The organism is Kibdelosporangium phytohabitans (assembly GCF_001302585.1).
Classification (GTDB): domain Bacteria; phylum Actinomycetota; class Actinomycetes; order Mycobacteriales; family Pseudonocardiaceae; genus Kibdelosporangium; species Kibdelosporangium phytohabitans.
The window spans coordinates 2,378,722-2,404,906 of record NZ_CP012752.1 but is presented as its reverse complement, the minus strand read 5'-3'; the positions used below and the strand labels follow the sequence as shown (position 1 = coordinate 2,404,906).

Genomic DNA, 26,185 nt, shown 5'->3' with positions numbered 1-26,185 from the left:
CCGACCTGTACACGAACAACGACGCGGCGGCGAAGCAGGATCTCTCCGATGCTCCCCGGGGCCGCCGATGGTCAGCTACGGCGACGCCCGCAAGTGGCAGCCGGAGCCCTTGGACGAGGCCGAACGGCAGATCAAGGCGCGATCCGACACCCCGGTCGGGCTCGCTGACGAGGTGACCGCCGCGGCGAACCCACCGGGATGGCACGGTGCCGCCGCCGAGCAGGCCGCCGCGGAGGTCGCTCAGACCACCGACCAGATGGAACACGTGCTGGCAGGGCTCAGCGCGGCACGGGCCGGGCTGATGCACGCCGCCGACCGGGTCACCGAGTTGAAGCACTACGTCGCGGACACCGACGGCCTGGCGCGGGCGCAACGGTTCACGACCATGGGCAACGGCGAGATCGGCGACGCGGGTCCGTCGCCGGGCACGCCACCCGACCAGGTCGACGCCGTGCGGCAGGAGCGCAGCCGGACCGGGGCGGAGCTGACCGATCGGGTGCACCAGATCGTCAAGTACGCCAACGACATCGACGCCACGTTGGCGAAGGTCATCGAGGATGTCGAGCAAGGCCGGATCTCCGACGGCGGGGCGACCACGCGGGCGGACGCGGCCAAGGCAGGCGAAACCAAGGCGGGCCTCCCGGGTCCGCCGCCGGACCCGGCGACCGACCCGGGTGCGGGCGAACACGGTTCGGATCCGTGGTACTCCAGAGGTGATGACTGGAGATGCGGTACCAAACCCACGTTTTCGACCGGTACAACTGGGACGGTGGCAAGTCGACCGACATCGGCCCGATCACGATCACCGACGAGAAGATGGCCGAACTGCACCGTGCGGGCGTGGCACAGGAGTACGACATCCGGGGATCAACGGGAAACAAGCACCACAACGGGACCGTGCCGCCGCCCGGCCAACAGCCGGACCTGCCCAAGCCGCCGGACAGCCGGGACGGTGGCCGAACCGATCCGGGGCGTCGACTTGCGATCCTACTGCCGATGCTGATCACGGCAGGCTGCTCGGCCACGCCGGAACGGGAGAACAGGGTGCCTCCGGAAAGCCCGTCCGCGCAGGACGCATTGAAATTCGGTGGCGTCGTGCTGCCCACGTCCGCCGAGGTGCTCGGTGTCGCGCGCGACACCGGGATCGACCAAACGCCACCGGGTGGCGCCGCGCCTGCCGTCAGGCGACGTCACGAGCCTGTTGTCGGCTTCGAACTTCACCGCGCCGCTGGTGCCCGACCCGGGCCCTTACGCGAAGGACCCGGCGGGCGGGTTCTGGTGGACCGGACCGATCCGGCCACCTCGACGGTTCACCTGCGGCTGTTCACCACATGATCGTCGTCAGGCGAGTGTGGTCGAGGTGGGCGTGGGGTTGCGGAACAGGTCGAGCACCGGGCAGTGCTCGTCGACCTGCTGCTTGAGCTCCTCGTACTTCGCCGGGTCGGCGGGGCCGGAGAGCTCGACCCGCACCTGGACGCCGGTGAAGCCGGGGCGCACGGCCTCGTCGAAGCCGAAGAAGCCGTGCAGGTCGAGGTCGCCGGAAACGGTGACCTTCACGGCGTCCAGCGGGATGCCGAGCTTGGCGGCCCAGAACTGGTAGGTGATCACCTGGCATGAGCCGAGCGAGGCGAGCGCGTACTCGACCGGGTTGGCCGCCTTGTCGGTGCCGCCGAGCGCACCGGGTTCGTCCACAGTGAACTGGTGGTCGCGAGCCTGGACCTCGACGACGGTGGCCGTTCCCGCGACAAGCTCGTGGCTGACGCTGAACTGCACGGCGACGTTCTTGGGGTCGACACTGGCTGCCGCACGCGTCGCCTCGATGACGTCGGTCAGGGACATGGTCATTCCTCCAGTGGCACGCAAGTGGATGGCGCCATCAGAATGACTGTCCCCGCCGACGAACGGACGACTTCTCAGAGCGTGGGACACAACGCCGGACGGAGTTGCGCGAACGCGGAAGCAGGGCTGGAGACGTGTCCAGCAGCTGGGCTCTTGGAATCCTGCCAGCGAACTCCAAGATCAAGAACAGTCCAACCAACCCTGGACGCGCGAGCACTGTGCCCGGGATGGCTCGGATGGATCGAGAACGCAGTTCGGCGGGCGGCTCGACGGTCTGTCCGTGACCGCCACCGAGCAGGGCCTGACCACGCTGCCCGACACAGGTGCGGAGGCCTGCGGGCGATCAAGCCGCCCAGTCGTGAGACGCGACGCGCAACCCAGGTCAGGCCCCGAGCTTTCTCAGCAGCGTCTCGGCGAGGGTCAGAAGCCTGCCACAGATGGCGATCGCGCCGCCGCGGGAGTCACCGGGCAGAGAGGTCAGCGCGAGCATCTGTTGTTTGCCAATAGCTACGAGAACATCGCAGGAACCGGGATAGTCGACCGCCTGGCTTCGGACGACCCCGGGGAAAGCCCGAAGCTCCACGGCGTGCCGGAAGCCGTATTTCCCAGACGTGTCCTCGTAGGCCGCTCGCAGCGATTCGAGGTCCCCCTTCAGGCTCAGGTCGAGGCTCCCGTCGGCCGGTCCGCCGACCGCCTTGCATGACGGAACCGAGAAGTCAGGGCCAGTGGGTTTCAGGCTCGGCTCACCCTTGAACCCCAACTCGGCGAGGTCCCCTTTCTCAAGCAGGCCACAGAGGTTGTCCGCGTACTTGGCGGCGTCCAATGACCTGGGCACAGGCGGCATCGACTGGGCTCCCGACGTCACCGGCGGGTGGGGTGTGGCGCCCGAATCGCTACAGCCTGCCGTCAACGCCAGCAGGACCGTCATGACTGCCATCGCGTTGCGCATCTCCTCAACCCCCGCCTGCCAGTCGTCGTTGAATGGGACTGTCCGGGTTCGCCCCGTTGTGCTGCTGTTCCTCGGTGAACTTCCGGCGCTCCCGGTCGAACGCCGGGCCGAACCTCGCCGGATCCATCTCCTTCGACATGAACGTCTCGTAGCGGAAGCCGGGACTGTCGACGTCCAGATTCACCTTCGACGGCGCGAAGACCATCGGCCGCCAGGCGTCCAACTGCTCCTGGTTGCGCACGAGGATGGCCGCCACCTCGTTCAGCTCGGCTGTGTAGCCGTCCAGCAGCCGGTCGCGGTGCCGGGTGAAATCCTTGACGACCTCGGCCAGCTTGCCGCCCTCCATCGCGAGGACGACGCTCTCGACCGCGATGTCCAGCACGTTCTCGGCCACAGCGAAGATCGCTTTCTGCGGATCGCCGAGCGCACCGATCACCGACTTGGCGATCCCGTTGCCCACCTTGAGGGCGAACTCGGTGCGCTTGTCCGAGGCATCCGAGATCACTTTGTGCACTTGTTGTCCCGTGGCCTGTGCCAGCGCCACGAAATCCTCCCGCGACTGGACCGCCACACGGAGCATCGCGGCCAGTGCCCTGATCGTCTCGGCCATGAACGCGTACTGCTGGCCCGTGAACGACCGGATGTCGGACAGGTGCGACCGGAACGCGTCGGCCCCCGCGCCGTGCCAGTTGCGCACGCCGTCTCTGGCGGCGTCGAGGTCTCGCGTCACCTCCTCGGAGACGTCGACGCAGGTGTCCTTCGCCGCCTTCGCCATCCGATCCCACTCGTCGAGGATCTTCTGCGGGTCGAGGCTCAGGAAGTCGCGTGCGTTGGCGAACATCGAGGCCCGCAGTGTTTCCAGCGCGTCATGGCCGTATGCCACGCCCTCCCAGTTCGCCAGGCCCGCGAAGCTGTCGGCGATCGCCTTGCCCCAGTTGTAGACCTCGTTGTCGTCTTTCCAGAATCTCGACATCTCAGATCTGCCCGTCGGCGCGGCGGTATACCGTCACGATGTCACGTAGTGTCCGCGCGGTCGCGTCGATCACTTCGCGGCCGTGGCGGAGGCGTTCGGCCAGGGCGTCTGTGTAGTGGGCGTAGACGCTTTGCACGTTGTCGACCGCGGGCATGTTGCCGCCCGGGCCGTGCAGGCCTTCGTGTGAGAACAGCACGGTGACCGGTCCTCGCAGGTGGTTGGCGAGGTTCGGCAGTGCGACGTCCGCTGCCTTCTGGGCATCCGCCAAGTCGATCTCGAAGCCCTCGTCCGACATGACCAAGTCTCCCCTCTTGGTTCAGGCACACAACTGCCCTCTGACGGACCTTAGCAACGGACGGTTCCCGTTCGATCTCACTCCGTGATCAACTGGCGGATGAGAAGATTCGGGCATGGGTCGAGACAGGGATCCGGATGGACGGGCACGCAACGCCAGGCCGCGGGACGGATTGGGACGTCCGTTGCCGTACGGGACCGAGGGTGTCGAGCGGCAGCCGGAGGGCATCAGCCGCACGCCAGAGCAGACGCTCGTCGAGGCACAACAACTGCTTGACGAGGGAAAGCCCTTTCACGCACACGAGGTGTTCGAGGACGCGTGGAAAGCCGCGGATGGGCCTGAGCGGGCGTTGTGGCGCGGCTTGGCGCAGATCGCGGTGGGAATGACGCATGCCGCGCGCGGTAACGAGACCGGCGCCGAGGCGTTGATTGAACGCGGCGTGAACAATATCTGGCCATATGAGGTCGATCCGCCTTACGGCATTGACATCACCGGATTGCTGCGTTGGGCAGCGAATCCCAGTGGTGTGCCGAGGTTGCGGGCGCCTGCCGCATAGGGTCAGGCGCTTTTCCGACGGCCCCACCCGTCACGCACACCATCACCGAGTACACGCGGTTCGCCATTATCGCCGTACGCGATGACAGTTATCGGCCCAGCGACATTGCCGGGTGATCCTGCCTGCGGGAAATTGGAGAGTCAGCACTGGCGGACCGCTTGGAAAGGCAGGAATGATGCCGGAAATCAGCAGGCACACCGCGGTCACGACCGCATCCGGCTCGGCGTGAGCGAGGATCTCGTGCAGTCGTGCGAACTGCCGGAGCTGCTCCGGCGATTCCGGGACGCCCATCCGCTCGTCGAACCCGGACTTGTCGTCGAACTCAGCACAGTGCTCCGCGGCAGACTCGCCGCCGGGAAGGTCGACCTGACCTTCGCCAAACGCGGTCACGACGAGCCGTCCTGCTCGACCTCGTTGGCGGATTCGCTGTCATGGGCCTGCGTCCCGGTCTGCGTCTGGACACCACCGAGCCGGTGCCGCTCGTGGTCTATCCGGAGCCGAGCATCACCCGCGCACGCGCACTGGACACGTTGCGGCGCCGCCCTCTCACCTCCGGCCCGGCGGCGGCCCTCTGGCGACTGATCAGGTCCCATCCGTGGATGTCGCCGACGTTGCGCCGGGCGCTGACCCGCTGACACCGGCTCGTGCTGGCCCGTACAGTCCCGGGCCGGTGATCGTTGTGCCCGCCAGGAACTCCCGTGACCCGGTGTACGCGTTCGAGATCAGTTCCGCTGTGTGCCCGAAGTCCAACGGTGTCACCGCTTGCACGGGCGCGCCCGGCAGGTACAGCACCGGCATCTGGGTGGCCGCGCGTTCGGATTCCAGTTCCGCCTGGTTGCGCATGCCCAGCGTGGCCCAGAACAGCACCGCGTCGGCCAGTGTCTCCGGCACGCGCGGCAGGTGGCCGGGGAAGGCGCAGTCGAGGATCACCACCGATTTCGCCCCGAGGGCGATCGCTTGCCTGATCGGCACGTTGGCGACCACCCCGCCGTCGTAGAGCACGTGGCCCTGGTGGCGCACCGGCGGGTAGATGCCCGGAATCGCACTGCTGGCCAGGATCGCGGGCGTCAGCGGCCCTTCGGTCAGCAGGACCGCTTTGCCCGTTATCGCGTCCACCGCGACTGTGCCGAACGGCAGCGTCAGGTTCGCGAAGTCGTCCACGCCCGCCAGTTCGGTCGCGAGGATCTCGGCCAGCCCGGTGTTGGGGAACAGGTGGTTGCGGTGCCGGCGGAGGGTGCGCAGCTGGGCGAGCGGCCCGCCGGGGAACACCTTCGCCCTGGTCATCCGGTGCCAGATCGCTTCCAGCCTGGTCGGCGCGTTCTCCGGGTCGAGCGCCAGCAACGCCCCGTTCACCGACCCGACCGAGGTGCCGACGGCCAGGTCGGGGGTGATCGAGCGCTCCGCGAGCGCCCGCAGCATCCCGACCTGGCCCGCACCGAGGCTGCCGCCGCCGCCCAGCACGAACGCCACCGGTCTCGGCAGCTCGATCTCGTCCACGAACCACATCCTGGGCCACGGACTGCCCGGCGGCACGGCGAGGTGTCAGGAGCGCAGGCTGCGCGGCCGCATGTCGGTCCAGACCTCGTCCACGTAGTCGGTGCACTCCTGCTTGGTGCCCTCCTTGCCCGCGGCGTGCCAGCCGGCCGGGATCGCCAGGTCGGCCAGCCAGAGCGAGTACTGGTCCTCGTCGTTGCGCAGGACCTGGTAGCGGGCGTTCTCATCCATCGGTGTGATGTCCTTTCTAGACGGAGACCGGGGCGTGCCGGGGGAACCGGCGCAGCACCGGGCTGACAGTGACGAGCAGTGAGATCGCGGCCATGCCCGCGGTGCACCAGAGCACCGCGACCGTGCCGTTGACGAACTCGACGAGCAGGCCGCCCACGGCGGGCCCGGCCGCGGCGGCGCTGCCGACGAAGACGTTCATCACGCCGCTCAGCCGCCCGCGCAGCTCGTCGGGGGTGAGCAGCAACTGGTGTGTGTTGATGGTCGTGTTGGCGGTCGGGGCGAGGAACGACATCCCGGCGAACAACGCACCGAGGAGGTATCCGTTGTGCGCGATGAGCGTCAACGGTGTCAGCACGGTGACCATCCAGAACACCGCCATGATGGACACCCACGGGTGCAGCACGCGGTGCAGGGTCGGTGCGATGAGCGAGCCGAGGACACCGCCGACGCCGAGCATCGCGGCCATCAGGCCGATCTGCCCGGCCGGCACCCCTTTGCTGTCCGCCAGCACGATGATCACGATGTAGAAGGCGTTGAAGAAGAAGTTCAGGCTCACCGCGCACAACGCGGTCACCCGCACGTGCCGGTGGCTCCACACCCACCGCAGGCCTTCGACCATCTCCTTGCCGATGTCGCCGATCGGCGCGCGGTCGACCTGGCGCGGCGGGATGCGCAGGAACGCCAGCGACACCAGGGAGATCAGGTGGGTGATCGTGTCGACCACGAACGGCACGACCCGGCCGACCGCGAACAGCACACCGCCGAGCGCGGTCCCGGCCATCTGACCGACCGACGACCTGGCCGCGTTCAACGAGATCGCGGTGGCCAGTTGCTCGTCGGGCACCAGCCGCGGCAGGCAGGCGTCCTCGGCCGGTTCGAACAAGGCCCGGCACACGCCCAGCACCGCCGCGACGGCCACCATGTGCGTCAAGGAAGCGCTGCCCCACCACAGGGCCAAGGCGAGGCTGCCGACCGCGAGCGCCATCGCGGCCTCACACCACAGCATGATCCGTTTGCGGTCCCACCGGTCGACGAGCGCACCGGCGGGCAGGCCCGCCACGAGCTGTGCCGCCGCGTCGACGCCCAGCACCAGTCCGGACGCCGCCGGTGAACCCGTGATCGCCAGCACCAGCAACGGGAACGCGATCATGGTCGTGCTGAAGCCGACCTCGGACACCGCCTGCCCGGTCCACAGCAGGGTGTAGTTCCGGTTGCGCCGCAGGGGAACGACAGTCATCGGCACTCCTCGGCCATCGCACGCAGCGCGGTCGTGAACCTGTCGACCAGCGCGGTGACGGTGCCGCGCCGGTGCGAATCCGTCCGGAAGTACCAGGTGAAGCCGAGCCTGCCGTCGCCGATCTCGCCGACGATGTCGATCAGGTGCTCCGGCTGCGCGGACTCGTCCTGGTCACGGCCGATCGAAGTCTTCACCGCCCGGTAGAGCCCGGAACCCGCTTCGCCGCCGCCGGAGTCGAACTGGCCGAGGTAGTTGAACGAGACCTGCGGGCGGGGCACCGGCGGCAGCCGGTCGGTCAGGTAACGCAGCGGCCCGTAGCCGAAACCGTTGCGGGGCACCGCACGCAACTGCCTGCGCACTGTCTTGACGATGTCGCGCCAGCCACCAGTGGGGACGGTGACCGTGACCGGGTACATCGAGGTGAACCAGCCGACCGTCCGTGACAGGTCCACGTCGTCGATGACGTCCTCGCGGCCGTGGCCTTCCAGGTCGATCGACACCGTCGCCCCCTCGCCGAACGCCCAGGTGCAAGCCGCCAGCAGGACATCGTGCAATCCCGTGCGGTACGCGACCGGCGCGCCGCGCAGCAGCGCGTCGGTGTCCTCGGCGCTCAGGAGCGTGCCGACCGAGTCGACCGGTTCCGCGGCGCCGGCGCTGGGCTGGTCGGCGGGCAGGTCGACGACCCGCACGCCTGACCAGAAGTCGAGCTCCTGGTCGAGCCCGCCGCCCTCGACGTACTCCGTCAGCTTGTGCGACCAGTCCCGGAACGAGGTCGTCTTCGGGCCCAGGTCGGCGGGATCGCCGCGCAGCGCCTGCTGGTAGGCGGTATCGAGATCGTCCAGCAGCACCCGCCACGACACGCCGTCGACCACGAGGTGGTGCGCGACGAGCAGCAGGTGCGGCGCCGGGCCGTCGAAGAGCACGGCCTTCAGCAGTGGCCCGCTGCCCAGGTCGAAGCTCGCGTGCACCGAATCGGCGACTTCCTCCATGTCGGCGTCGGTGACGACCTGCAGCACCTCGACCGGCGTCACAGGCGCGTTCTCCTGCGACCAAACGCCGTCCGTGACGGTGAAACGCATGCGAAGCGCGTCGTGGTGCACGAGCAGTGCGGCGATCGCGCTGCGCAGCGCGGCGACGTTGACCTCCGGGGCCAGCTCCACGAAGTGCGACTGGTTGAAGTGGTGCGGGTCGCCGTGCCGTTCGGCGAAGAACCAGCGCTGGATCGGCGTGAGCGGCACCGGTCCGGTGACCGGCGCGCGGTCGTCGTCCGCCGACTCGATCACGGTCACCAGCGGCGCCATGGACGCGATGGTCTGGTGCAGGAACACGTCCTTGGTCGCGATCCGCAGCCCGGCCTGCCGCGCCCTGGCCACCACCTGGATGCTCAGGATCGAGTCTCCGCCCAGCTTGAAGAAGCTGTCGTGCACGCCGACCCGGGACAGGCCGAGGACGTCGGCCCAGATCGCCGCCAGCGCTGTCTCGATCGGCCCGGTGGGCGCGACGTGGCCCTCGTCCGGCTGGACGCCGGGTTCCGGCAGCGCGGCCCGGTCGACCTTGCCGTTCGGGCTCACCGGCAGCTCGTCCAGCGGCACGAACACCGCCGGGACGAGGTACTCCGGCAGGCTCCGGCCGAGCAACTCCCGGATGCCCGCGGGAACCTCGGGCACGGTGTACGCGACCAGGCGTTTGTGGCCGTCGTCCTCGCGCACCACCGCGACGCACGAGCGCACCGAGGGGTGCGTGCGCAGCGCGGCCTCGACCTCGCCGAGTTCGATCCGGAAGCCCCGGATCTTGACCTGGTCGTCGGCGCGGCCGATGAACTCCAGCGCGCCGCCGGTGGTCCACCTGACCAGGTCGCCGGTCCGGTACATCCGGGTGCCGTCGCCGGACGGGTCGGCCACGAACCGCTCCGCGGTCAGCCCCGGCCGGTTGAGGTAGCCACGGGCCAGGCCGTGGCCGGACACGTACAGCTCACCGGTGACGCCGATCGGGACCGGACGCAGTCGCCCGTCCAGCACGCGCACCTGGGTGTTCCAGATCGGCCCGCCGATGGGCGGCGTGCCGCCCGGCGTGAGCGGGGCGCTCCACGAAGTCACCACAGTGGACTCCGTCGGCCCGTACGCGTTGATCATCCGCCGCCCCGCCGACCACCGGCTGACCAGTTCGGCCGAGCACGCGTCACCGCCGACGATCAGGCACCGGAAGTCCGGCAACGCGACCTCGGGCACGGTCGCCAGCGCGGCGGGCGGGATCAGCGCGTGCGTGACCTGGTTGTCCCGCAACACCTGTGCCAGGTGATCGCCGAGCAGGGGCCCGGGTGGGGGCACGACCAGGCTCGCGCCGACCGTCAGGGACATGCAGAGTTCGAGCACGGACGCGTCGAAACTCGGCGACGAGAACTCAAGCACCCGATCCCCTGGCCGCACGTCGTAGTGCGCGCGTTGCGCGGCGGAGAACGAGGCCAGCCCGGCGTGGCTGACGACCACGCCTTTCGGCCGTCCCGTCGACCCGGACGTGTAGATCACGTACGCCGGGTGTTCCAGTCGCCGTTCCACCACCAGGTCGCTGGAGTCGCCGTCGACGTCCGCTGTGTCCTGCCCGGAGGCCAGCACCAGGACCGGGCCGGCGTCGGCGAGCATGAAGTCGATCCGCGCTTGCGGATAGGCCGGATCCACGGGCAGGAACGCGGCGCCTGTCTTGGCCACGGCCAGTTCGGCGACGATGATCTCGACCGATCGCGGCAGCATCACGGCGACGATCCGCTCCGGTCCGGCGCCGTCCTCGGCCAGCCGGCGTGCCAGTCGGTTCGCGCGGGCGTTGAGCTCGGCGTACGTCATGGACCCGCCGTCGAAAAGCAGCGCGGGCGCGTCCGGTGTGCGGGCCACCTGTGCCTCGACCAGCTCCGGGAACGTCATCGGCACGACTGGGTGTGCGGTGTCGTTCCACGTCGCCATCAGGTCCTGTTCGGCCTGGGTGGTCGCGGGGAGTTCGTCGATCGGGCGGTCCGGGTCCGCCGCGACGGCTTCGAGGACCATCGTCAGGTGCTCGGTGAACCGCCGGATCGTGGCCGCGTCGAACAGGTCCGTGTTGTACGTGACCACTCCGCGCAGTCCGTCGGGTGTTTCCCGGAATTCGCAGGTGATGTCGAAGCTCGCGGTCACCACGGGCAGGTCGACGTCCTCGGCGGTCAGGCCGGGCAGGTCGATCGTGTTGTCCGGCGTGTTCTGCAGCACCACCATGACCTGGAACAGCGGTGTCCTGCTGGTGTCCCGGCCGGGCTGGACCGCGTCGACGACGTGCTCGAACGGGACGTCCTGGTGGGCGAACGCCTCCAGGACCGTCTCGCGCACCCCGGCGAGGTGGCTCGCGAACGTCCCTGTGGCGTCCACAGTGGACCTCAGGACGAGCGTGTTGACGAAGAACCCGGTCAGTTCCTCCAGTTCGGCGCGCAACCTGCCGGAGGTGACCGTGCCGACGGCGATGTCGTCCTGGCCGGACCACCGCCGCAGCACCAGCTGGCACGCCGCGACCAGTGCCATGAACAGCGTGCTGTCGGGCAGTTTCAGGTGGTCCGCGGTCTGGCGTGACACGCCGAACTCGACGATGTCACCGTTGTCCGTGTGCACGGCCGGTCGCGGCCGGTCGGTGGGCAGCTCGACCGGAACGACGCTGTCGAGGCGCTCACGCCAGTAGCCGAGCTGTCCGCTGGTGTCCTGTTCGCGTTGCCACGCGGCGAAGTCGGCGTACTGGATCGGCAGTTCCGGCAGTTCGGCCGGGGTTTCGGTGAGTTCGGACCGGTACAGCTCGGCGAGGTCGCGGATCAGCACGCCGCCGGACCAGCCGTCGGTGACGATGTGGTGCATGACCAGGCCGAGCACGTGCTCGTCCGGGGCGATCCGCAGAAGCCGGGCCCTGAGCAGCGGGCCGGTCGTGAGGTCGAACGGCGTGCGGCTTTCCTCGACCAGCGCCTGTTCCGCGTCGGTCACGTCGATGACCGGCAGCGCGACGTCCACATGAGCGTGGACGACCTGGACACCTTTACCGTCGACGGAGCCGAACGTCGTCCGCAGTGACTCGTGCCGGTCGACCAGCCGGTTCAAGGCGCGTGACAGCACGTCCGCGTCGAGCTCGCCGCGAAGGCGCACAGCGAGCGGTGTCACGTACTCGGTGCTTTCCGGCTCGAACTCGTTCAGGAACCACAGCCGCTGCTGGGCGTACGACAACGGCAAGGCGCCATCCCGTGGCCGCACCGGGATCGCGGCGGATGCTTCCCGCGCGATCCCCGCCGCCAGGCCCGCCACGGTCGGTGTGTCGAACACCGCGCGGGCCGAGACGTCCGCGCCGAGGACGGCCCGGATGCGGGAGATGACCTGGATGCTCAGGATCGAGTCGCCGCCGAGTTCGAAGAAGTTGTCGTGCGCGCCGACCCGGTCCTGGCCGAGCAGGTCGGCCCAGATCTCGGCGATGGCGTGCTCGGCCGCGGTCTCCGGTTCGGCGTAGCCGCGCTTCTCGACCGCCGGGTCCGGCAGCGCACGGCGGTCCAGCTTGCCGTTGCCGGTCAACGGGAGGTCGTCGAGGCCGACGAACGCCGACGGCACCAGGTAGTCCGGCAGCATCCTGGTGGCGAAGTCCGGCAACGCCGGGTCCACGGCCGGGACGACGTACGCGATGAGCTTCTTGTCGCGGGCGATCACAGCGATGTCCGTGACGCTCGGGTGCGCCGAGAGGACAGCGGCCACCTCGCCGGGCTCGATCCGGAACCCGCGGATCTTCACCTGGTCGTCGCTGCGGCCGAGGTAGTCGAGAACGCCCGTCCACCGCACCACGTCACCGGTCCGGTACATGCGTTCGCCCGGGAAGAACGGATCGGCGACGAACCGCTGGGCGGTCAGTCCCGGCCTGTCCAGGTAGCCACGGGCAAGTCCGGCGCCGGCGACGTAGAGCTCACCCGGAACACCGGGTGGCACTGGGCGCAGCCGGTCGTCGAGCACGTAGGTGCGGGTGTTGTCCAGCGGCCGTCCGATGGGGACGGACTCGCCGAGGTCGTCCACCGGGTGGCACGTGGCGAACGTGGTGGTTTCAGTCGGGCCGTAGCCGTCCACCACGGTGACGTCGGGGCAGGCGGCGCGGACGCGCCGGATCGCCGACGCAGGCACGGCTTCGCCGCCTGTCCAGACCTCACGGACACCCGCGAGGCAACTCGGGTCATCCGCGGCGACCATCCGGAACAGTCCGACCGTCAACCACAGCGCGGTCACGCCGTGGTCGGCGATCATGCGTCGCAGCAGTGCCGTGTCGATCTCACCTGGCGGTGCGACAACCACGGAATGGCCGTTGAGCAGCGGTACCCAGATCTCGTAGGTGGAGGCGTCGAACGCCTGCGGTGAGTGGAAGAGCACTCGTTCGTGCCCGCGCAACCGCTGGTCCCGGGACAACGCGATCACATCGCGATGGCGGACCGCGACACCTTTCGGCTTTCCGGTCGAACCGGACGTGTACATCACGTACGCCAGCTGGTCGGGGTGCACCCGGACACCGGGATTGTGCCCAGGGCCGTCCACAGTGGCCTGGACGATGTCCCCGCTGTGGATCTGTTCGGCGACTGCCTGCCACGACTCGTCGGTCACCAGGACCGAAACACCGCTTTCGACCAGCAGCGAACGCAACCGGTCCAGCGGCGCGCGGCTGTCCAGCGGCAGTGCCGCGCCGCCCGCCTTGGCGATTGCCAGCAGCGCGACCACGAGGTCCGCGGACCGTTCCATCAGGACGCCCACGCGCTCGTCCGGGCGGACGCGCAGCTGGTGGGCCAGCCTGTTCGCGCGGGTGTTGAGTTCCCGGTAGGTCAACGCACCGACAGCTGGAACGTCAGGTATGCGGTCGGCTTGTGCCTCGAACAGCTCGGGGATGGACACGTCCGGCAAACCGGTCACCGGGCCGGTCCACTCGGCCAGCGCGCGTTCCTGCTCGGCACCGGTCATCCACGGCAGGTCGTCCACCGGTCGCTCGAGGTGGTCCGGTATGGCCGCGATCAGCAGACGCAGCCGCTTGGCCAGGCGCTGGATCGTCACCTCGTCGAACAGGTGCGGGTCGTACCCGAGCTCGACGTGGAGCCGGTCGTCGAGGTACGCGCGGACCGCGAGCGGGAAGTTCGTGGTGTCCATGCCGTCGAGTTCCTCGACGCCCGGCGCACCCGGGATGGTCTCCTCGCCGATCGGGTAGTTCTCGAACGCCACGATGCTGTCGAACAGGCTCTCCCCGACTGGCACGCCGGACAACGAGTGCAACCGGTTGAGCGCGCTGGACTCGAAGCGCCGCGACTCGGCCTGTGCCTGCTGGATCTCGCCGAGCCAGTGCGCCAAGGCCTGCCTGCCGCCGATCGTGATCCTGGTCGGCACGGTGTTGATGAACATGCCGATCATCGACTCGGCACCGGGGAGTTCGGCCGGACGCCCGGAGACGGTCGTTCCGAACACGACGTCCCGGACACGGCCGTAGCGGGCCAGCAACAGCGCCCACGCCCCTTGGACGAGCGTGTTCACCGTCAGCCCGTGGCGGCGTGCGACGTCGTTGAGCCGGTCGGCGGGCAGCGCGATCGACACGGCCGCAGTCGATTCGCTCTGATGCGACGCGGCCGGTGGCCGGTCGAAGGGCAGGGGTGTCGGTGATTCGATCCCCGCGAGCACTGCACGCCAGTGCCGGTCGGCTTCCGTGGTGTCCTGGCGGGTGAGCCAGTCCAGGTAGTCGCGGAACGGTCGGCGGTGCACCGGTTTGTGGTGACCGGTGTATCGCTCGATGACCTCCGTGAAGACCTGGGCGTTGCTCCACCCGTCCAGGAGCATGTGGTGTGCGGTCCAGACGAGGTCGACCTCATCGCCGGGCAGCGGTGTGATCGCCAGGCTCATCAGCGGTACCGTGGTCAGGTCCAGGCGGTGATCGGTGTTGACGGGCAAGCTCACGCGCTTGTGGACGACCTGGAGTGGTTTGTCCACGCCTTCCCAGAGCACCGAGCTACGCAGGATCGGGTGGGCGTCGACCGTCGCCTGCCACGCGTCAGCGAGTCGTTGGATGTCGGTCACGCCGGTGAGCCGTACCCGGGTCTCGTTGAAGTACGCGTTGGTGTCGGTCAGGCCGTGGAACAACATGCCTGCCTGCAACGGTGTCAGCGGGTAGATGTCCTCGATGCCGGTGCCCAGCCGGTCCAGCTGGTCCTGGGTCAGCGAGGCCAGCGGGAAGTCCGACGGCGTGTATCCGCCTTCCGACTGCGCGCAGTGCTCGATGATCTCCCGCAGGGCCGCGACGGCGTCCTGGGCGACCGCGTGGACGGTGTCGTGGTCGTGGATGTTGCCGGAGTACTCCCAGTCGAGGCGCAGTTCGCCGTCCTCGACCGCGCCCGTGATGTCCACGAGGAAGCCGCGGTCGTGGTCCGGTGCCACGTCCGCGCCGATGGCCGGGAGTGTGCCGGCGAAGAGCCCTCGTTGCTCCGAGGCACCCCACTGGCCGTGGTAGTTGAAGCACACCTCGGGCAGGTCACCGAACGACCGGCCGCCGATGTACTTCAAGGCCTCGTAGCTCACGCCCCGGTCCGGGACAGCGCGGAGCTGTTCCTTGACGGACTTGAGCGTGCGGCCCCATCCGGCGTCGGGGATCTCCAGGCGCACCGGGAACTGGGTGGTGAACCAGCCGACGGTCTGTGACACGTCGATGTCGTCGAACAGTTCCTCCCTGCCGTGGCCTTCCAGTGTCACAGCGACTTCGTCCCGGCCGGTCCACCGGGCGAGCGCACGGCCGAGCGCGCTCAGCAGGACGTCGTTGACCTGAGTCCGGTAGACGCCGGGCACGTCGTGCAGCAGGGCCGAGGTTTCCGCGCGGCTGAGCCGGACCTGGACGGTCTGGGCGGAGGCAGCGGTGTTCGGGCCTTCGCGGTCGACCGGGATGCCCGTCGGGGCCTGTTCCCAGGCGCTGTCGGCGAAACCGCCCGACTTCACGTGTTCGTTGAGCCGGTGTGCCCACTGGCGGAACGAGACACCGGGCTGTCCGAGCTTCACCGGTTGCCCGGCCGCGATCTGGTGGTACGCGGTTTCGAGGTCCGCGAGCAGGATCCGCCAGGACACGCCGTCGATCGCGAGGTGGTGCACAGCCAGCAGCAGTTTGTTGCCGGGGAACAGAACCGCCCGGAGCAGAGGCCCTTCTTCGAAGTCCACACCGGACTGAGCGGCCAGTGCGACGGCGTCCGGGGAGCCTTCTCCGGCGTGGCTGAAGAAGCCGGCCGCGGGGCCGACGTCCTGGCGCCACTCGGTGTTCTCGGTGAAGAACCGCGTGCGCAGCGCCTCATGGCGTTCGACGACGGCTGTCAGTGCTTCGCGGAGCGCTGTCTCGTCCACGTCCTCGGTGAGCTCGACGAACATCGACATCGTGAAGTGCTTCGGCGCGCCGTGCTCGAAGAACCAGTGCTGGATCGGCGTCAACGGCGCCGGTCCGGTGATCTCGGCGACCTGCCGGACGGTCGTCTCGGTGGTCACCGCGGCGAGGCGGGCGATGGTCTGGTGCAGGAAGACGTCCTTGGACGTCAGCTTCAGCCCGGCCTGCCTGGCGCGGGACACGACCTGGATGCTCAGGATCGAGTCGCCGCCCAGTGCGAAGAAGTTGTCCGCCACACCGACTTGCGGCACACCGAGGACCTCGGCCCAGATTCCCGCGAGCGTCCGCTCGATCTCGTTGCGCGGCGCGACGAGCTCCGTGTCCACTGTGATCTCGGGGTCCGGCAGGGCGCGGCGGTCGAGCTTGCCGCTGATGGTCAACGGCAGCTGGTCGAGTTCGACGAAGACCGACGGCACCAGGTAGTCCGGCAGCCTCTCCCCCAGGTGCTCCCGCAGCCCAGCGGTCGGGCCGACCACGTACGCGACCAGCCGGTTGTCCCGTGCGATGACCGCCGCCGCGCGCACTTGCGGGTGGTCGAGCAGGCACGCCTCGACTTCGCCCGGCTCGATCCGGAAGCCGCGGATCTTGACCTGGTCGTCTGTGCGGCCGAGGAACTCGACGCCGTCGCCGGTCCACCGCACGCGGTCACCGGTGCGGTACATCCGCCCCCGCTCGAACGGGTCCGCCATGAACCGGGACGCCGTCAGGCCGGGCCGGTTGAGATAGCCCCGCGCGACCTGAGGGCCGGACAGATACAGCTCACCCGGGAGGCCCTCGGGAACTGGCCGCAGGTAGTCGTCCAGGATGTAGGCCCGCAGGTTGCGCAGCGGCAGGCCGATCACCGGGCGGTCACCGGTGACCCGGCACGACAGAGCGTCCACTGTGGCCTCAGTCGGCCCGTAGAAGTTGTACGCCTGAACGTCCCGCAGCTGACGCCACAGCGCCTCGTCCAACGCCTCGCCACCGAGCATCAGCACACGCACGTGCTCCAGCAACCCAGCCGGAATCAACTGCCGCAGATACGACGGCGTCAGGTCAAGGAAGTCAACGCGATTCGACTCGACGTAACCGACAAGTGCTTCCGGATCGCGGCGCACCTCGTCATCGATCAGATGCAACTCATGCCCACTGGCAAGCAACACCAAGCCCTCAAGCGACGTGTCGAACGAGAACGCCGCCGTCAACGCGACCCGCATGTCCGCCGGGAACACAGCCCGGTGGTTGGCCAGCAGGTTGACCAGGCTCCGGTGCTCGACGACCACGCCCTTGGGCAACCCGGTCGAGCCGGAGGTGTAGATGACGTACGCCGCGTGGTCGCCGCGCAGCGGCGTCACGGGATCCGTCGTGTCACCGGAATCCGGCACGTGGTCGAGGACCAGCAGCGGATTGACGTCCTGGCGGATGAATTCCTTGCGGTCGCCGGGCAGGTCCGGGTCGAGCGGCAGGTACACCGCGCCTGCTTTGAAGACAGCCAGTATCGCCACGATCATGTCGGCTGAGCGCGGCAGGGCGAGCGCCACGACTTGTTCCGGGCCAGCGCCCTGTGCGATCAGCCAGTGCGCCAGCCTGTTCGCGCGGGCGTTCAGCTCGGCGAAGCTCAGGGCCTCGTCCTGGAACACCAGCGCCGTCCGGTCGGGCGTACGCGCCACCTGCGCTTCGAACACGTGCGGGTAGGTCGCGTCGGGAACCGGGTGCGTGGTCGTGGGGATGCGGTCGTCCGCGGTCAGCAGGTCGGCCAGTCGCCGCGGGCCCGTGACCCCGGCCAGCAGGGTGACCAGGTGCCCGGCCATGCGCTCGATGGTCGACGCGTCGAAGAGGTCCGTGTTGTACTCGATCGCTCCGAGCAACACGTCGTTGCGCTCTTCGAACTCGAACGTCAGGTCGCACGCGGCGGACACGACCGGGACGGCTACTTCGTCCACGGTCAGGCCGTGCAGCTGCGGTGGGGCGGCCGGGGTGTTCTGGAGCAGGACCATCACGTCGAACAGCGGGTTGCGGCTGGTGTCGCGGACCGGCTGGACAGCGTCGACGACGCGCTCGAACGGGACTTCCTGGTTGGCGAACGCCGCCAGCACGGTCTGCCTGACCGAGGCCAGGCAGTCGTCGAACGTCCCCGACAGGTCCACAGTGGATCGCAGGACGAGCGTGTTGACGAAGAACCCGACGACCTGGTCGAGCTCGGCGCGGTCACGGCCGGAGGCCACGGTGCCGATCGCGATGTCGTCCTGGCCGGTGTACCTGGCCAGCAGCGCCTGGCACGCGGTGATCAACGTCATGAACAGCGTGCCGTCCTTGGCCCGCGAGACCTCACGCAGCCGGGCCAGCACGTCGGCCGGAACCGAGAACTCGACCATCGCCCCGGCTGAGGTGAACACCGGCGGCCTGGGCCGGTCGGTCGGCAGCCGCAGGGGCTCGATCGCGTCCAGCGCCCGCCGCCAGTGGTCGAGCTGGCCGGACAGGACCGGCTCGGACAGCTTGTCCCGTTGCCACGCGGCGAAGTCCGCGTACTGGATCGGCAGCTCGTCGAGCGGGGACCCGTTGTACAAGGCGCCCAGGTCTTGCGTGAGCACACCTGTCGACCACCCGTCGGTGACGATGTGGTGCAGGCTCAGCACCAGCACGTGATCCACATCGGACACCCGGAGCACAGCGGCCCGCACCAGCGGTCCCGTGCCGAGGTCGAACGGCTTCCTGCTCTCGATGGCCAGGACACGGTCGAGATCCGCCTCGGCGACGTCGATCACCGGCGCTTCGACGTCCGACGGCGGGTGGATCACCTGGCTCTCGGCCCGGAACGTCGTCCGCAGCGACTCGTGCCGGGCAACGAGAGCGGTCAGCGCCCGGTTGAGCCGGTCGAGGTCCAGCCGGCCACGCAACCGCAGCACAGTCGGCGTGATGTACTCGGTGCTGTCCGGTTCGAACTGGTCGAGGAACCACAACCGTTGCTGCGCGAACGAAAGCGGCACGACGTCACGGGATGTGCGGGGGATCGGCTCGTCGTCGCCCTCGAGCGGGATCGCGGCGGCGAGAGCGGCCACGGTCGGGTTCTGGAAGATCACGCGCGGCGACAGCTGGACGCCGAACTCCGCACGCAGGCGGGAAACCACGGTGATGCTGAGGATGGAATCACCGCCGAGCTCGAAGAAGTTGTCCTGGGCGCCCACCCGGGCCGCACCGAGCACGTCCGCCCAGATCAGTGCCACCGCTGTCTCGGCGCGCCCGACCGGTTCCACGTAGCCGTCGGAGGCCGGGAAGTCCGGCTCCGGCAGAGCGCGTTTGTCCAGTTTCCCGCTGGTGGTCAGCGGCAGCTCGGCCAGCGGGACGAACGTCGCCGGAACCATGTAGTCGGGCAGGATCTCGCTGAGATAGGCGCGCAGGCCGTCCGTGCGGCCGGCCACGTACGCGATCAGCCTGCCGCCGCGGGCGATCACGGCGGCGGCCCGCACGTCCGGGTGCTGGGTCAGGCGGGTCTCGATCTCCCTCGGCTCGATCCGGAAGCCGCGGATCTTGACCTGGTCGTCCGTGCGGCCCAGGTACTCGATGCCGGACCCGGTCCACTTGACGAGGTCCCCGGTCCGGTACATCCGGCCGGGCGTGAACGGGTTGGCGACGAACCGCTCCGCGGTCAGCCCGGGCCGGTTGAGGTAACCGCGGGCGAGCTGGGACCCGGCCAGGTAGAGCTCACCCGGCACTCCCGGCGGGACCGGGGACATCCGCGCGTCCAGGACGTAGATCTCCTGGTTGGCCACGGCATGCCCGATCACCGGCCGCTCGCCTGCGATCCGGCACCAGACCGTGTCCACTGTGGCCTCAGTCGGCCCGTAGAAGTTGTACGCCTGAACGTCCCGCAGCTGACGCCACAGCGCCTCGTCCAACGCCTCGCCACCGAGCATCAGCACACGCACGTGCTCCAGCAACCCAGCCGGAATCAACTGCCGCAGATACGACGGCGTCAGGTCAAGGAAGTCAACGCGATTCGACTCGACGTAACCGACAAGTGCTTCCGGATCGCGGCGCACCTCGTCATCGATCAGATGCAACTCATGCCCACTGGCAAGCAACACCAAGCCCTCAAGCGACGTGTCGAACGAGAACGCCGCCGTCAACGCGACCCGCATGTCCGCCGGGAACACAGCCCGGTGGTTGGCCAGCAGGTTGACCAGGCTCCGGTGCTCGACGACCACGCCCTTGGGCAACCCGGTCGAGCCGGAGGTGTAGATGACGTACGCCGCGTGGTGCCCCTGCGGGGGCATCACTTCCGCGTCGGACCAGTCGTCCAGTTCCGGCAACGCTTCCAGCGTGACGATCGGGCGGGCGTCCGCGACCATCGCGTCCACCCGGGACTGCGGCAGTTCGCGGTCGATGGGCAGGTACACCGCGCCTGCCTTGAACACCGCGAGGATCGCCGTGATCATGTCCGCGGTCCTCGGCAGCTTCAGTGCCACGACCTGCTCACGACCGGCGCCCTGCCCGACCAGCCAGTGCGCCAGCCGGTTGGCTTCGGCGTTGAGTTCGGCATAGGTGTACCGGCGGCCCTGGAACACCAGCGCTGTGCGGTCCGGCGTGCGCGTGACCTGCTCGTGGAAGATCTCCGGGTACGTCAGGTCCGGGACGTCGATCCGGGCTCCGGCACCCTGTGCCAGAACAAGCTCCTGCTCGTGCGGGGCCGTCCACGGCACCTGGCCGAGCGAGGCCGCCGGGTCGAGGCCGGTGATGATCGCTTCGAGCCGGCCGGCCATCCGCTGGACGGTCTCGCGGTCGAACAGCCGCGGGTCGTAGGCGAGGTCCAGGTGGAGCTGATCGGCCACGTGAGCCGACAGCGTCAACGGGAAGGTCGTGTTGTCCTTGGCCCGGACGCCGACCACACGAGGTTCGGTGGTGGCGTCGCTGAGCGGGTAGTTCTCGAAAACCACGACACTGTCGAACAAGGACCCGGTGGACTGGATCTGCGCCAGCGAGACGAAGTCGTGGCGCCGGGACTCGCTTTGGGCCGACTGCAGGTCACGCAGCCAGGTCGCCACGTTCCGCGAAGCGGTGAGGCCGACGCGGGCGGGCACGGTGTTGATGAACATGCCGACCATCGACTCGACCCCGGCCAGTTCGGCGGGCCTGCCGGACACTGTCGTGCCGAAGACCACGTCGGACTGACCGCTGTGCCTGCCGAGCAGCAACGCCCACGCGCCTTGGACGATGGTGTTGATCGTCAACCCGTTGCCCTGGGCGATCCGGCGCGGACCGTCGGCCGCGAGCGTGAGTTTGACCGACTCGGTCGACTCGGCCTGGTGCGCCTCTCGCGAAGGCCGGTCGTACGGCAACGGCGTCTTGCCGTCCACACCGGATAACGTGTCGCGCCAGTATTGCTGCGCTGCCTTGTGGTCCTGCGTGCCGAGCCACCGGAGGTAGTCACGGAACGGCCGCCGCGTGATCGCCGCGGCGCCCCGGTACTCGTCACAGACCTCCGCGAAGACCTGCGCGGTGCTCCACCCGTCCAGCAGGATGTGGTGCGAGGTCCAGGTCACCCTGACCTGGCCGGCCGTGATCTGCTCGATCGCGATCCGCGTCAGCGGCGCCTGGGTGAGGTCGAATCCGCCGGGTTCCGGTTTCCCATACGTGACAGGCACGACGACATCGCGGTGCACGACCTGCACAGGCTGGTCGACGTCCTGCCAGAGCACGCTGGTGCGCAGCACAGGAGTCCGGTCGACGACACGCTGCCACGCGGCACCGAGCGCCCGCGCGTCCGTGACGCCGTCGAGGACGATCTCGATCTCGTCCACGTACGCGTCCGCCTCGACCAAGCTGTGGAACAACATCCCGGCCTGCAACGGCGTCAGCGGGTACACGTCGTCGACAGTCGGGCCGAGCCGGTCAACCTGTGTCTGCGTGAGCTTGGCCAACGGGAAATCAGACGGCGTGCGACCGCCCGCACCCGGTGACAAGCAGTGCTCGATGATCGCTCGCAACGCGTCGAGATAGCGTTCGGCCAACGTGCGGACGGTCTGCTCGTCGTGCACCTCGGACGAGTACTCCCAGGTCAGCGTCAGCTCACCGGCTTCGACCAGCCCGGTGACGTCGAGCAGGTACGTCCTGGGCTCACCGGCCGGGATGTCCTGGCCCGGACTGTCCAGCCGGCCGCGGACCAGGCCCGTGCCACCGGTCAGGTCGAACGCGCCGTGGTAGTTGAAGCAGATCTGGGGCAGGCCGGCGAACGACTGACCGCCGAGGTACTTGAGGGCCTCGTAGCTCAGGCCGCGCCGCGGGATCGCGCGCAGCTGCTCCTTGACCGACTTGAGAGTGTCGCCCCAGTTGTCGCCGGGCATCCGCAGCACGACCGGGAACTGGGTGGTGAACCAGCCGATCGTCCTGGACAGGTCGACGTCGTCGAAGATCTCCTCGCGGCCGTGTCCTTCGACCGCGACGGCCACCTCGTCCCGCCCGGTCCACTGCGCGAGCACACGCCCGAGTGCGCTGAGGAGCACTTCGTTGACCTGGGTGCGGTACGCCTCGGGCACGCGGTGCAGGAGCGATTCGGTGTCAGCCTCGGCGAGTTTGACCTGGATCCTGCGCGTCAGTCCGGCTGTGTTGCGGCCGTTGGCGTCGACTGGAAGCGCGGCGTGCTCCGAACCGGTGCGCCAGAAGGCGATGTCGTCGTCGAAGCCGCCCGCGGCCACGTGCCCGGCCAGGCGACGTGTCCAGCCGCCGAACGGCGTGCTCACCGGGGGCAGGTCGACCGGCTGACCGGCCCGCAGCTGCCGGTAGGCGGTCTCCAGGTCGTCGAGCAGGATGCGCCACGACACCCCGTCCATCACCAGGTGGTGCACGGCGACCAACAGCCGGGTCCCGTCCAGGACAGCCTTGATCATCCGCCCGGCGGCGGGGTCGAGGCCGTCACGGGTCAGCGGTGTACCGACCTCGAACACACCGGTGCCTGCTCCCGCGACCTGCTGGCCGTCGCCGAAGGACGTGGTCAGCGCGGGGTGGTGTGCGACGACGGCCTCGAAAGCCGACCGCAGAACCGATATGTCGACATCCGGGGTGAGGTCGAGCAGGACGGACATGGTGTAGTGCGCCAGCTCGCCGTGGGTGTCGAAGAACCAGCGCTGGATCGGCCCGAGCGGTGCCGGACCCGCCGGTTCCGCCGCGGGTGCGTCCGCCTGCGCGGTGATCCGCACCCCGGTGGCGAGTTCGGCGATGGTCTGGTGCCGGAAGATGTCCAAGGAGGTCAGCCGGATCCCGGCCTGGCGTGCCCTGGCGACCACCTGGATGCTCAGGATCGAGTCGCCGCCGAGACCGAAGAAGTTGTCCAGCACGCCGATCGGGCCGACCCCGAGCACATCGCTCCAGATCCGGACCAGTTCCCGTTCGACCTCGGTGCGGGGCGGCACAGCGCCCTTCGCGTCCGTGCCGAACTCGGGGACCGGCAACGCGCGCCGGTCGACCTTCCCGCTCGGTGTCAGCGGCAGCTCATCCAGCTCGACGAACACCGACGGCACCATGTAGTCGGGCAGGATCCCCTTCAGCCAGCCGCGCAGGTCCAGCGCGCCGACCGGCACGACATACGCGACCAAACGCTTGTGCCCGTTGTCCTCCCTGGCCACGACGACCGCCTCGGCGACGCCCGGGTGGCGCAGCAGGGCGGCCTCGACCTCGCCCGGCTCGATCCGGAAACCGCGGATCTTGACCTGGTCGTCCGTGCGGCCGAGGTACTCCATCCCGGCATCGGTCCACCGGGCGCGGTCACCCGTGCGGTACATCCGCGTCCCCGGCTCGAACGGACTCGCCACGAACCGGTCGGCAGTCAGCCCCGGCCGGTTGAGATAGCCACGCGCGACCTGCGCGCCTGCCAGGTACAACTCCCCCGGCACACCAACAGGTTGCGGGCGCATCCGGTCGTCGAGCACGTACGCGCGCAGGTTCCGCAGCGGCCGGCCGATGACCGGCCGGTCTCCCGTCACCTCGCACGACAATGCGTCGACCGTGCATTCGGTCGGGCCGTAGAAGTTGTGGGCCCGCACGTCCGACTTGGCGAGCTGGCGCCAGAGCGATTCGCCGAGTGCCTCCCCGCCCAGCATCAGGATCCGGGCGTGGTCCAGCAACCCGGCCGGGATCAGCTGCTGCAGGAACGACGGTGTCAGGTCCATGAAGTCGATCCGCCGCGTGGCCACGTAGTCCACGAGCGCCTCGGGATCGAGCCGCACCGATTCGTCGATCAGGTGCAGCTCGTGCCCGTCGGCCAGGAACACCAGGCCTTCCAGCGACGTGTCGAACGAGAACACCGCGGTCAACGCGACCCGCATGTCCGCCGGGAACTCCGCGCGGTGGTTGAACACCAGGTTGACCAGCTGCCGGTGTTCGACGACGACACCCTTCGGCTTGCCGGTCGAGCCCGACGTGTAGATCACGTACGCGGCGTGGTCCGCCCTGAGCGGGTTGACCGGGCCGGTGCCCGGCTGGCCGGACAGGTCCGGGAGTGCGGTCACCACGACGACCGGCCGCGCGTCCTCGACGATCTCCTGAATCCGGTCGGCCGGCTGCTTCGGGTCGATCGGCAGGTACACCGCGCCCGTCTTGAACACGGCCACGATCGCGGCGATCATCTCGGCGGTCCGCGGCAATGCCAGCGCCACGATGCTTTCCGGCCCGGCGCCCTGCGAGATCAGCCAGTGCGCGATGCGATCGGCCCACGAATCCAGCTCGGCGTACGTGTATTCGCGGTCCTGGAAGACCAACGCCCGTTTGTCCGGCGTCTTCGACACCTGTGACTCGAACAGCGCGCGATACGTCAGATCCGGGACGGCGACGGACGCGCCGTGCCCGTCCGGAACCTCACCCAGCACCAGGTCGCCGACCGGCGCCTCGGGCGTGGCTGTCGCGGCGTCGAGCAGGGCAACCAGGTGCTCGGCCATCCGTTGGATCGTGTTCGCCTCGAACAGGTCCGTGTTGTATTCGAGTACGCCGTCGACCCGGCCGCCGCGCTCACGGAACTCCACGGTGATGTCGAAGTTCGACGCCCACCGCGGCAGGCTGACCTCCTCCACCCGCAGCCCCGGGAACACCGGCAGCGGCCTGTCGGCGTTCTGCAACAGCACCATCACGTCGAACAGCGGGTTGCGGCTGAGGTCCCGCTCGGCGTGCACGAGCTGGTCGAACGGCACCGCGTCGTGCGCGAACGCGTCGAGAACCGTGTCACGCGTGCCCGCCAGCAACGACGCGAAACTCCGCGACGAGTCCACTGTAGACCGGACAACGACGGTGTTGACGAAGAAGCCGACCAGACGTTCCAGTTCCGTGCGGCCACGGCCGGACGTGACCGTGCCGAGCGCGATGTCGTCCTGCCCGGCGTACCTGGCGAACAGCGCCTGGCATCCGGCGAGCAGAGCCGAGAACAGCGTTGTGTCGCTGGCCCTGGCCAGGTCGGCCAGCCTGGCGGTGAGCGTGGCCGGGATGGTGAACTCGTGTGTCGTACCGGCGGACGTGCGCACCGCAGGCCGGGCGCGGTCGGTCGGCAGTTCAAGTGGCGTGATCGCGTCGAGGTGCTGGCGCCAGTAGTCCAGATGCGACGCGAGGTCCTGCTCTCGTTGCCAGACGGCGAAGTCCGCGTACTGCAACGAGATCTCCGGCAGCTTGCCACCGGCGTAGAGGACGCTCAGCTCGTCGGCGAGCACGCCCATCGACCAGCCGTCCACGACGATGTGGTGCGAACTGAGCAGCAGGATGTGCTCCTGATCGGACAACCGGACGAGCACCGCGCGGAACAACGGTCCCCGGCGGATGTCGAACGGCCTGCCGAACTCGGCGCGGAGCACGTCGTCCACGTCACCCGCGGCGCAGTCGACGACGGGGAGGGGGAGGTCGACGGCCGGGTGCACGATCTGCACACCCTCGCCGTCGACCTCGTCGAACGTCGTCCGCATGGACTCGTGCCGTCGCGACAGCTCCTGGAGGGCGGCTGCCATCGCACCGGCGTCCAACTGGCCGGTCAGGCGCAGCGCGAACGCACTGTTGTACTCGGTCTCGTCCGGCTGGAACTCGCTGAGGAACCACAGCCTCCGCTGGGAGAACGACAACGGCAGCGGGCCGTCGCGGTCCGCGCGGGGAATGGTGTCCGACGTTGCCTGGCCCGCCAGCCTCTTGCGCAGCGCTTCCCGCAGGTGTTCGGGCAGCGCGGAGATCCGGTCCGCTCGTGACGCCAT

General features: G+C 69.0%; 12 protein-coding genes. 4 read left to right on the top strand and 8 right to left on the bottom strand.

The window, feature by feature from the left end; translation table 11 throughout:
- Positions 1-67: 67 nt before the first annotated feature.
- Both AOZ06_RS10925 and AOZ06_RS10920 read left to right on the top strand, forming a co-directional pair.
- Positions 68-1,003 carry a hypothetical protein gene (locus AOZ06_RS10925; protein WP_054289335.1) on the top strand — a complete coding sequence of 312 codons (936 nt, stop codon included), beginning with the start codon at positions 68-70 and terminating at the stop codon, positions 1,001-1,003.
- Positions 997-1,335, top strand: coding sequence for a hypothetical protein (locus AOZ06_RS10920; RefSeq protein WP_054289334.1), 339 nt, complete (start codon positions 997-999; stop codon positions 1,333-1,335). The genes AOZ06_RS10925 and AOZ06_RS10920 overlap by 7 nt, the downstream gene beginning before the upstream one ends.
- Before the next feature lie 6 nt (positions 1,336-1,341).
- On the opposite strand, the gene AOZ06_RS10915 is transcribed toward AOZ06_RS10920, so the two are convergent.
- The 4 genes from AOZ06_RS10915 to AOZ06_RS10900 form a co-directional block, all read right to left on the bottom strand.
- Entirely contained in the window at positions 1,342-1,839 is a 498-nt protein-coding gene (locus AOZ06_RS10915) for an OsmC family protein (RefSeq protein WP_054296559.1), read from the bottom strand.
- Between the two features lie 382 nt (positions 1,840-2,221).
- Positions 2,222-2,767, bottom strand: coding sequence for a DUF3558 family protein (locus AOZ06_RS10910; RefSeq protein ID WP_169798901.1), 546 nt, complete (start codon positions 2,765-2,767; stop codon positions 2,222-2,224).
- Between the two features lie 25 nt (positions 2,768-2,792).
- Entirely contained in the window at positions 2,793-3,761 is a 969-nt protein-coding gene (locus tag AOZ06_RS10905) for a hypothetical protein (protein ID WP_054289332.1), read from the bottom strand.
- A gap of 1 nt (position 3,762) precedes the next feature.
- The gene (locus AOZ06_RS10900) at positions 3,763-4,056 is read right to left on the bottom strand and encodes a hypothetical protein (RefSeq protein WP_054289331.1); all 294 of its coding nucleotides are present in this window, start codon (positions 4,054-4,056) and stop codon (positions 3,763-3,765) included.
- Positions 4,057-4,171: 115 nt separating this feature from the next.
- Here AOZ06_RS10900 and AOZ06_RS10895 point away from each other — a divergent pair, with 115 nt between their 5' ends.
- Positions 4,172-4,612, top strand: coding sequence for a DUF309 domain-containing protein (locus tag AOZ06_RS10895; protein ID WP_054289330.1), 441 nt, complete (start codon positions 4,172-4,174; stop codon positions 4,610-4,612).
- An 81-nt stretch (positions 4,613-4,693) separates the two neighbouring features.
- Entirely contained in the window at positions 4,694-5,194 is a 501-nt protein-coding gene (locus tag AOZ06_RS62005) for a LysR substrate-binding domain-containing protein (RefSeq protein ID WP_083471623.1), read from the top strand.
- Here AOZ06_RS62005 and AOZ06_RS10885 read toward each other — a convergent pair whose 3' ends face one another.
- Genes AOZ06_RS10885 through AOZ06_RS10870 form a run of 4 tightly spaced genes read right to left on the bottom strand, consistent with a single transcriptional unit; the run spans position 5,195 to position 26,185 of the window.
- Positions 5,195-6,109, bottom strand: a complete 915-nt coding sequence (locus AOZ06_RS10885; protein ID WP_157232966.1) for a patatin-like phospholipase family protein — start codon at positions 6,107-6,109, stop codon at positions 5,195-5,197.
- 45 nt (positions 6,110-6,154) lie between these two features.
- Positions 6,155-6,337 (bottom strand): MbtH family protein, encoded by a 183-nt coding sequence (locus tag AOZ06_RS10880; RefSeq protein WP_054289327.1) that lies wholly within the window; start codon positions 6,335-6,337, stop codon positions 6,155-6,157.
- 16 nt (positions 6,338-6,353) lie between these two features.
- Positions 6,354-7,574 (bottom strand): MFS transporter, encoded by a 1,221-nt coding sequence (locus tag AOZ06_RS10875; protein WP_054296558.1) that lies wholly within the window; start codon positions 7,572-7,574, stop codon positions 6,354-6,356.
- On the bottom strand, positions 7,571-26,185 hold the full coding sequence (locus AOZ06_RS10870; protein WP_054289326.1) for a non-ribosomal peptide synthetase: 18,615 nt from the start codon (positions 26,183-26,185) through the stop codon (positions 7,571-7,573). The genes AOZ06_RS10875 and AOZ06_RS10870 overlap by 4 nt, the downstream gene beginning before the upstream one ends.

Coding starts and splice junctions, on each gene's coding strand:
- AOZ06_RS10925 (WP_054289335.1), top strand. CDS start 68: ATGGTCAGCTACGGCGACGCCCGCAAGTGGCAGCCGGAGCCCTTGGAC.
- AOZ06_RS10920 (WP_054289334.1), top strand. CDS start 997: ATGCTGATCACGGCAGGCTGCTCGGCCACGCCGGAACGGGAGAACAGG.
- AOZ06_RS10915 (WP_054296559.1), bottom strand. CDS start 1,839: ATGTCCCTGACCGACGTCATCGAGGCGACGCGTGCGGCAGCCAGTGTC.
- AOZ06_RS10910 (WP_169798901.1), bottom strand. CDS start 2,767: ATGACGGTCCTGCTGGCGTTGACGGCAGGCTGTAGCGATTCGGGCGCC.
- AOZ06_RS10905 (WP_054289332.1), bottom strand. CDS start 3,761: ATGTCGAGATTCTGGAAAGACGACAACGAGGTCTACAACTGGGGCAAG.
- AOZ06_RS10900 (WP_054289331.1), bottom strand. CDS start 4,056: ATGTCGGACGAGGGCTTCGAGATCGACTTGGCGGATGCCCAGAAGGCA.
- AOZ06_RS10895 (WP_054289330.1), top strand. CDS start 4,172: ATGGGTCGAGACAGGGATCCGGATGGACGGGCACGCAACGCCAGGCCG.
- AOZ06_RS62005 (WP_083471623.1), top strand. CDS start 4,694: ATGACAGTTATCGGCCCAGCGACATTGCCGGGTGATCCTGCCTGCGGG.
- AOZ06_RS10880 (WP_054289327.1), bottom strand. CDS start 6,337: ATGGATGAGAACGCCCGCTACCAGGTCCTGCGCAACGACGAGGACCAG.
- AOZ06_RS10875 (WP_054296558.1), bottom strand. CDS start 7,574: ATGACTGTCGTTCCCCTGCGGCGCAACCGGAACTACACCCTGCTGTGG.
- AOZ06_RS10870 (WP_054289326.1), bottom strand. CDS start 26,185: ATGGCGTCACGAGCGGACCGGATCTCCGCGCTGCCCGAACACCTGCGG.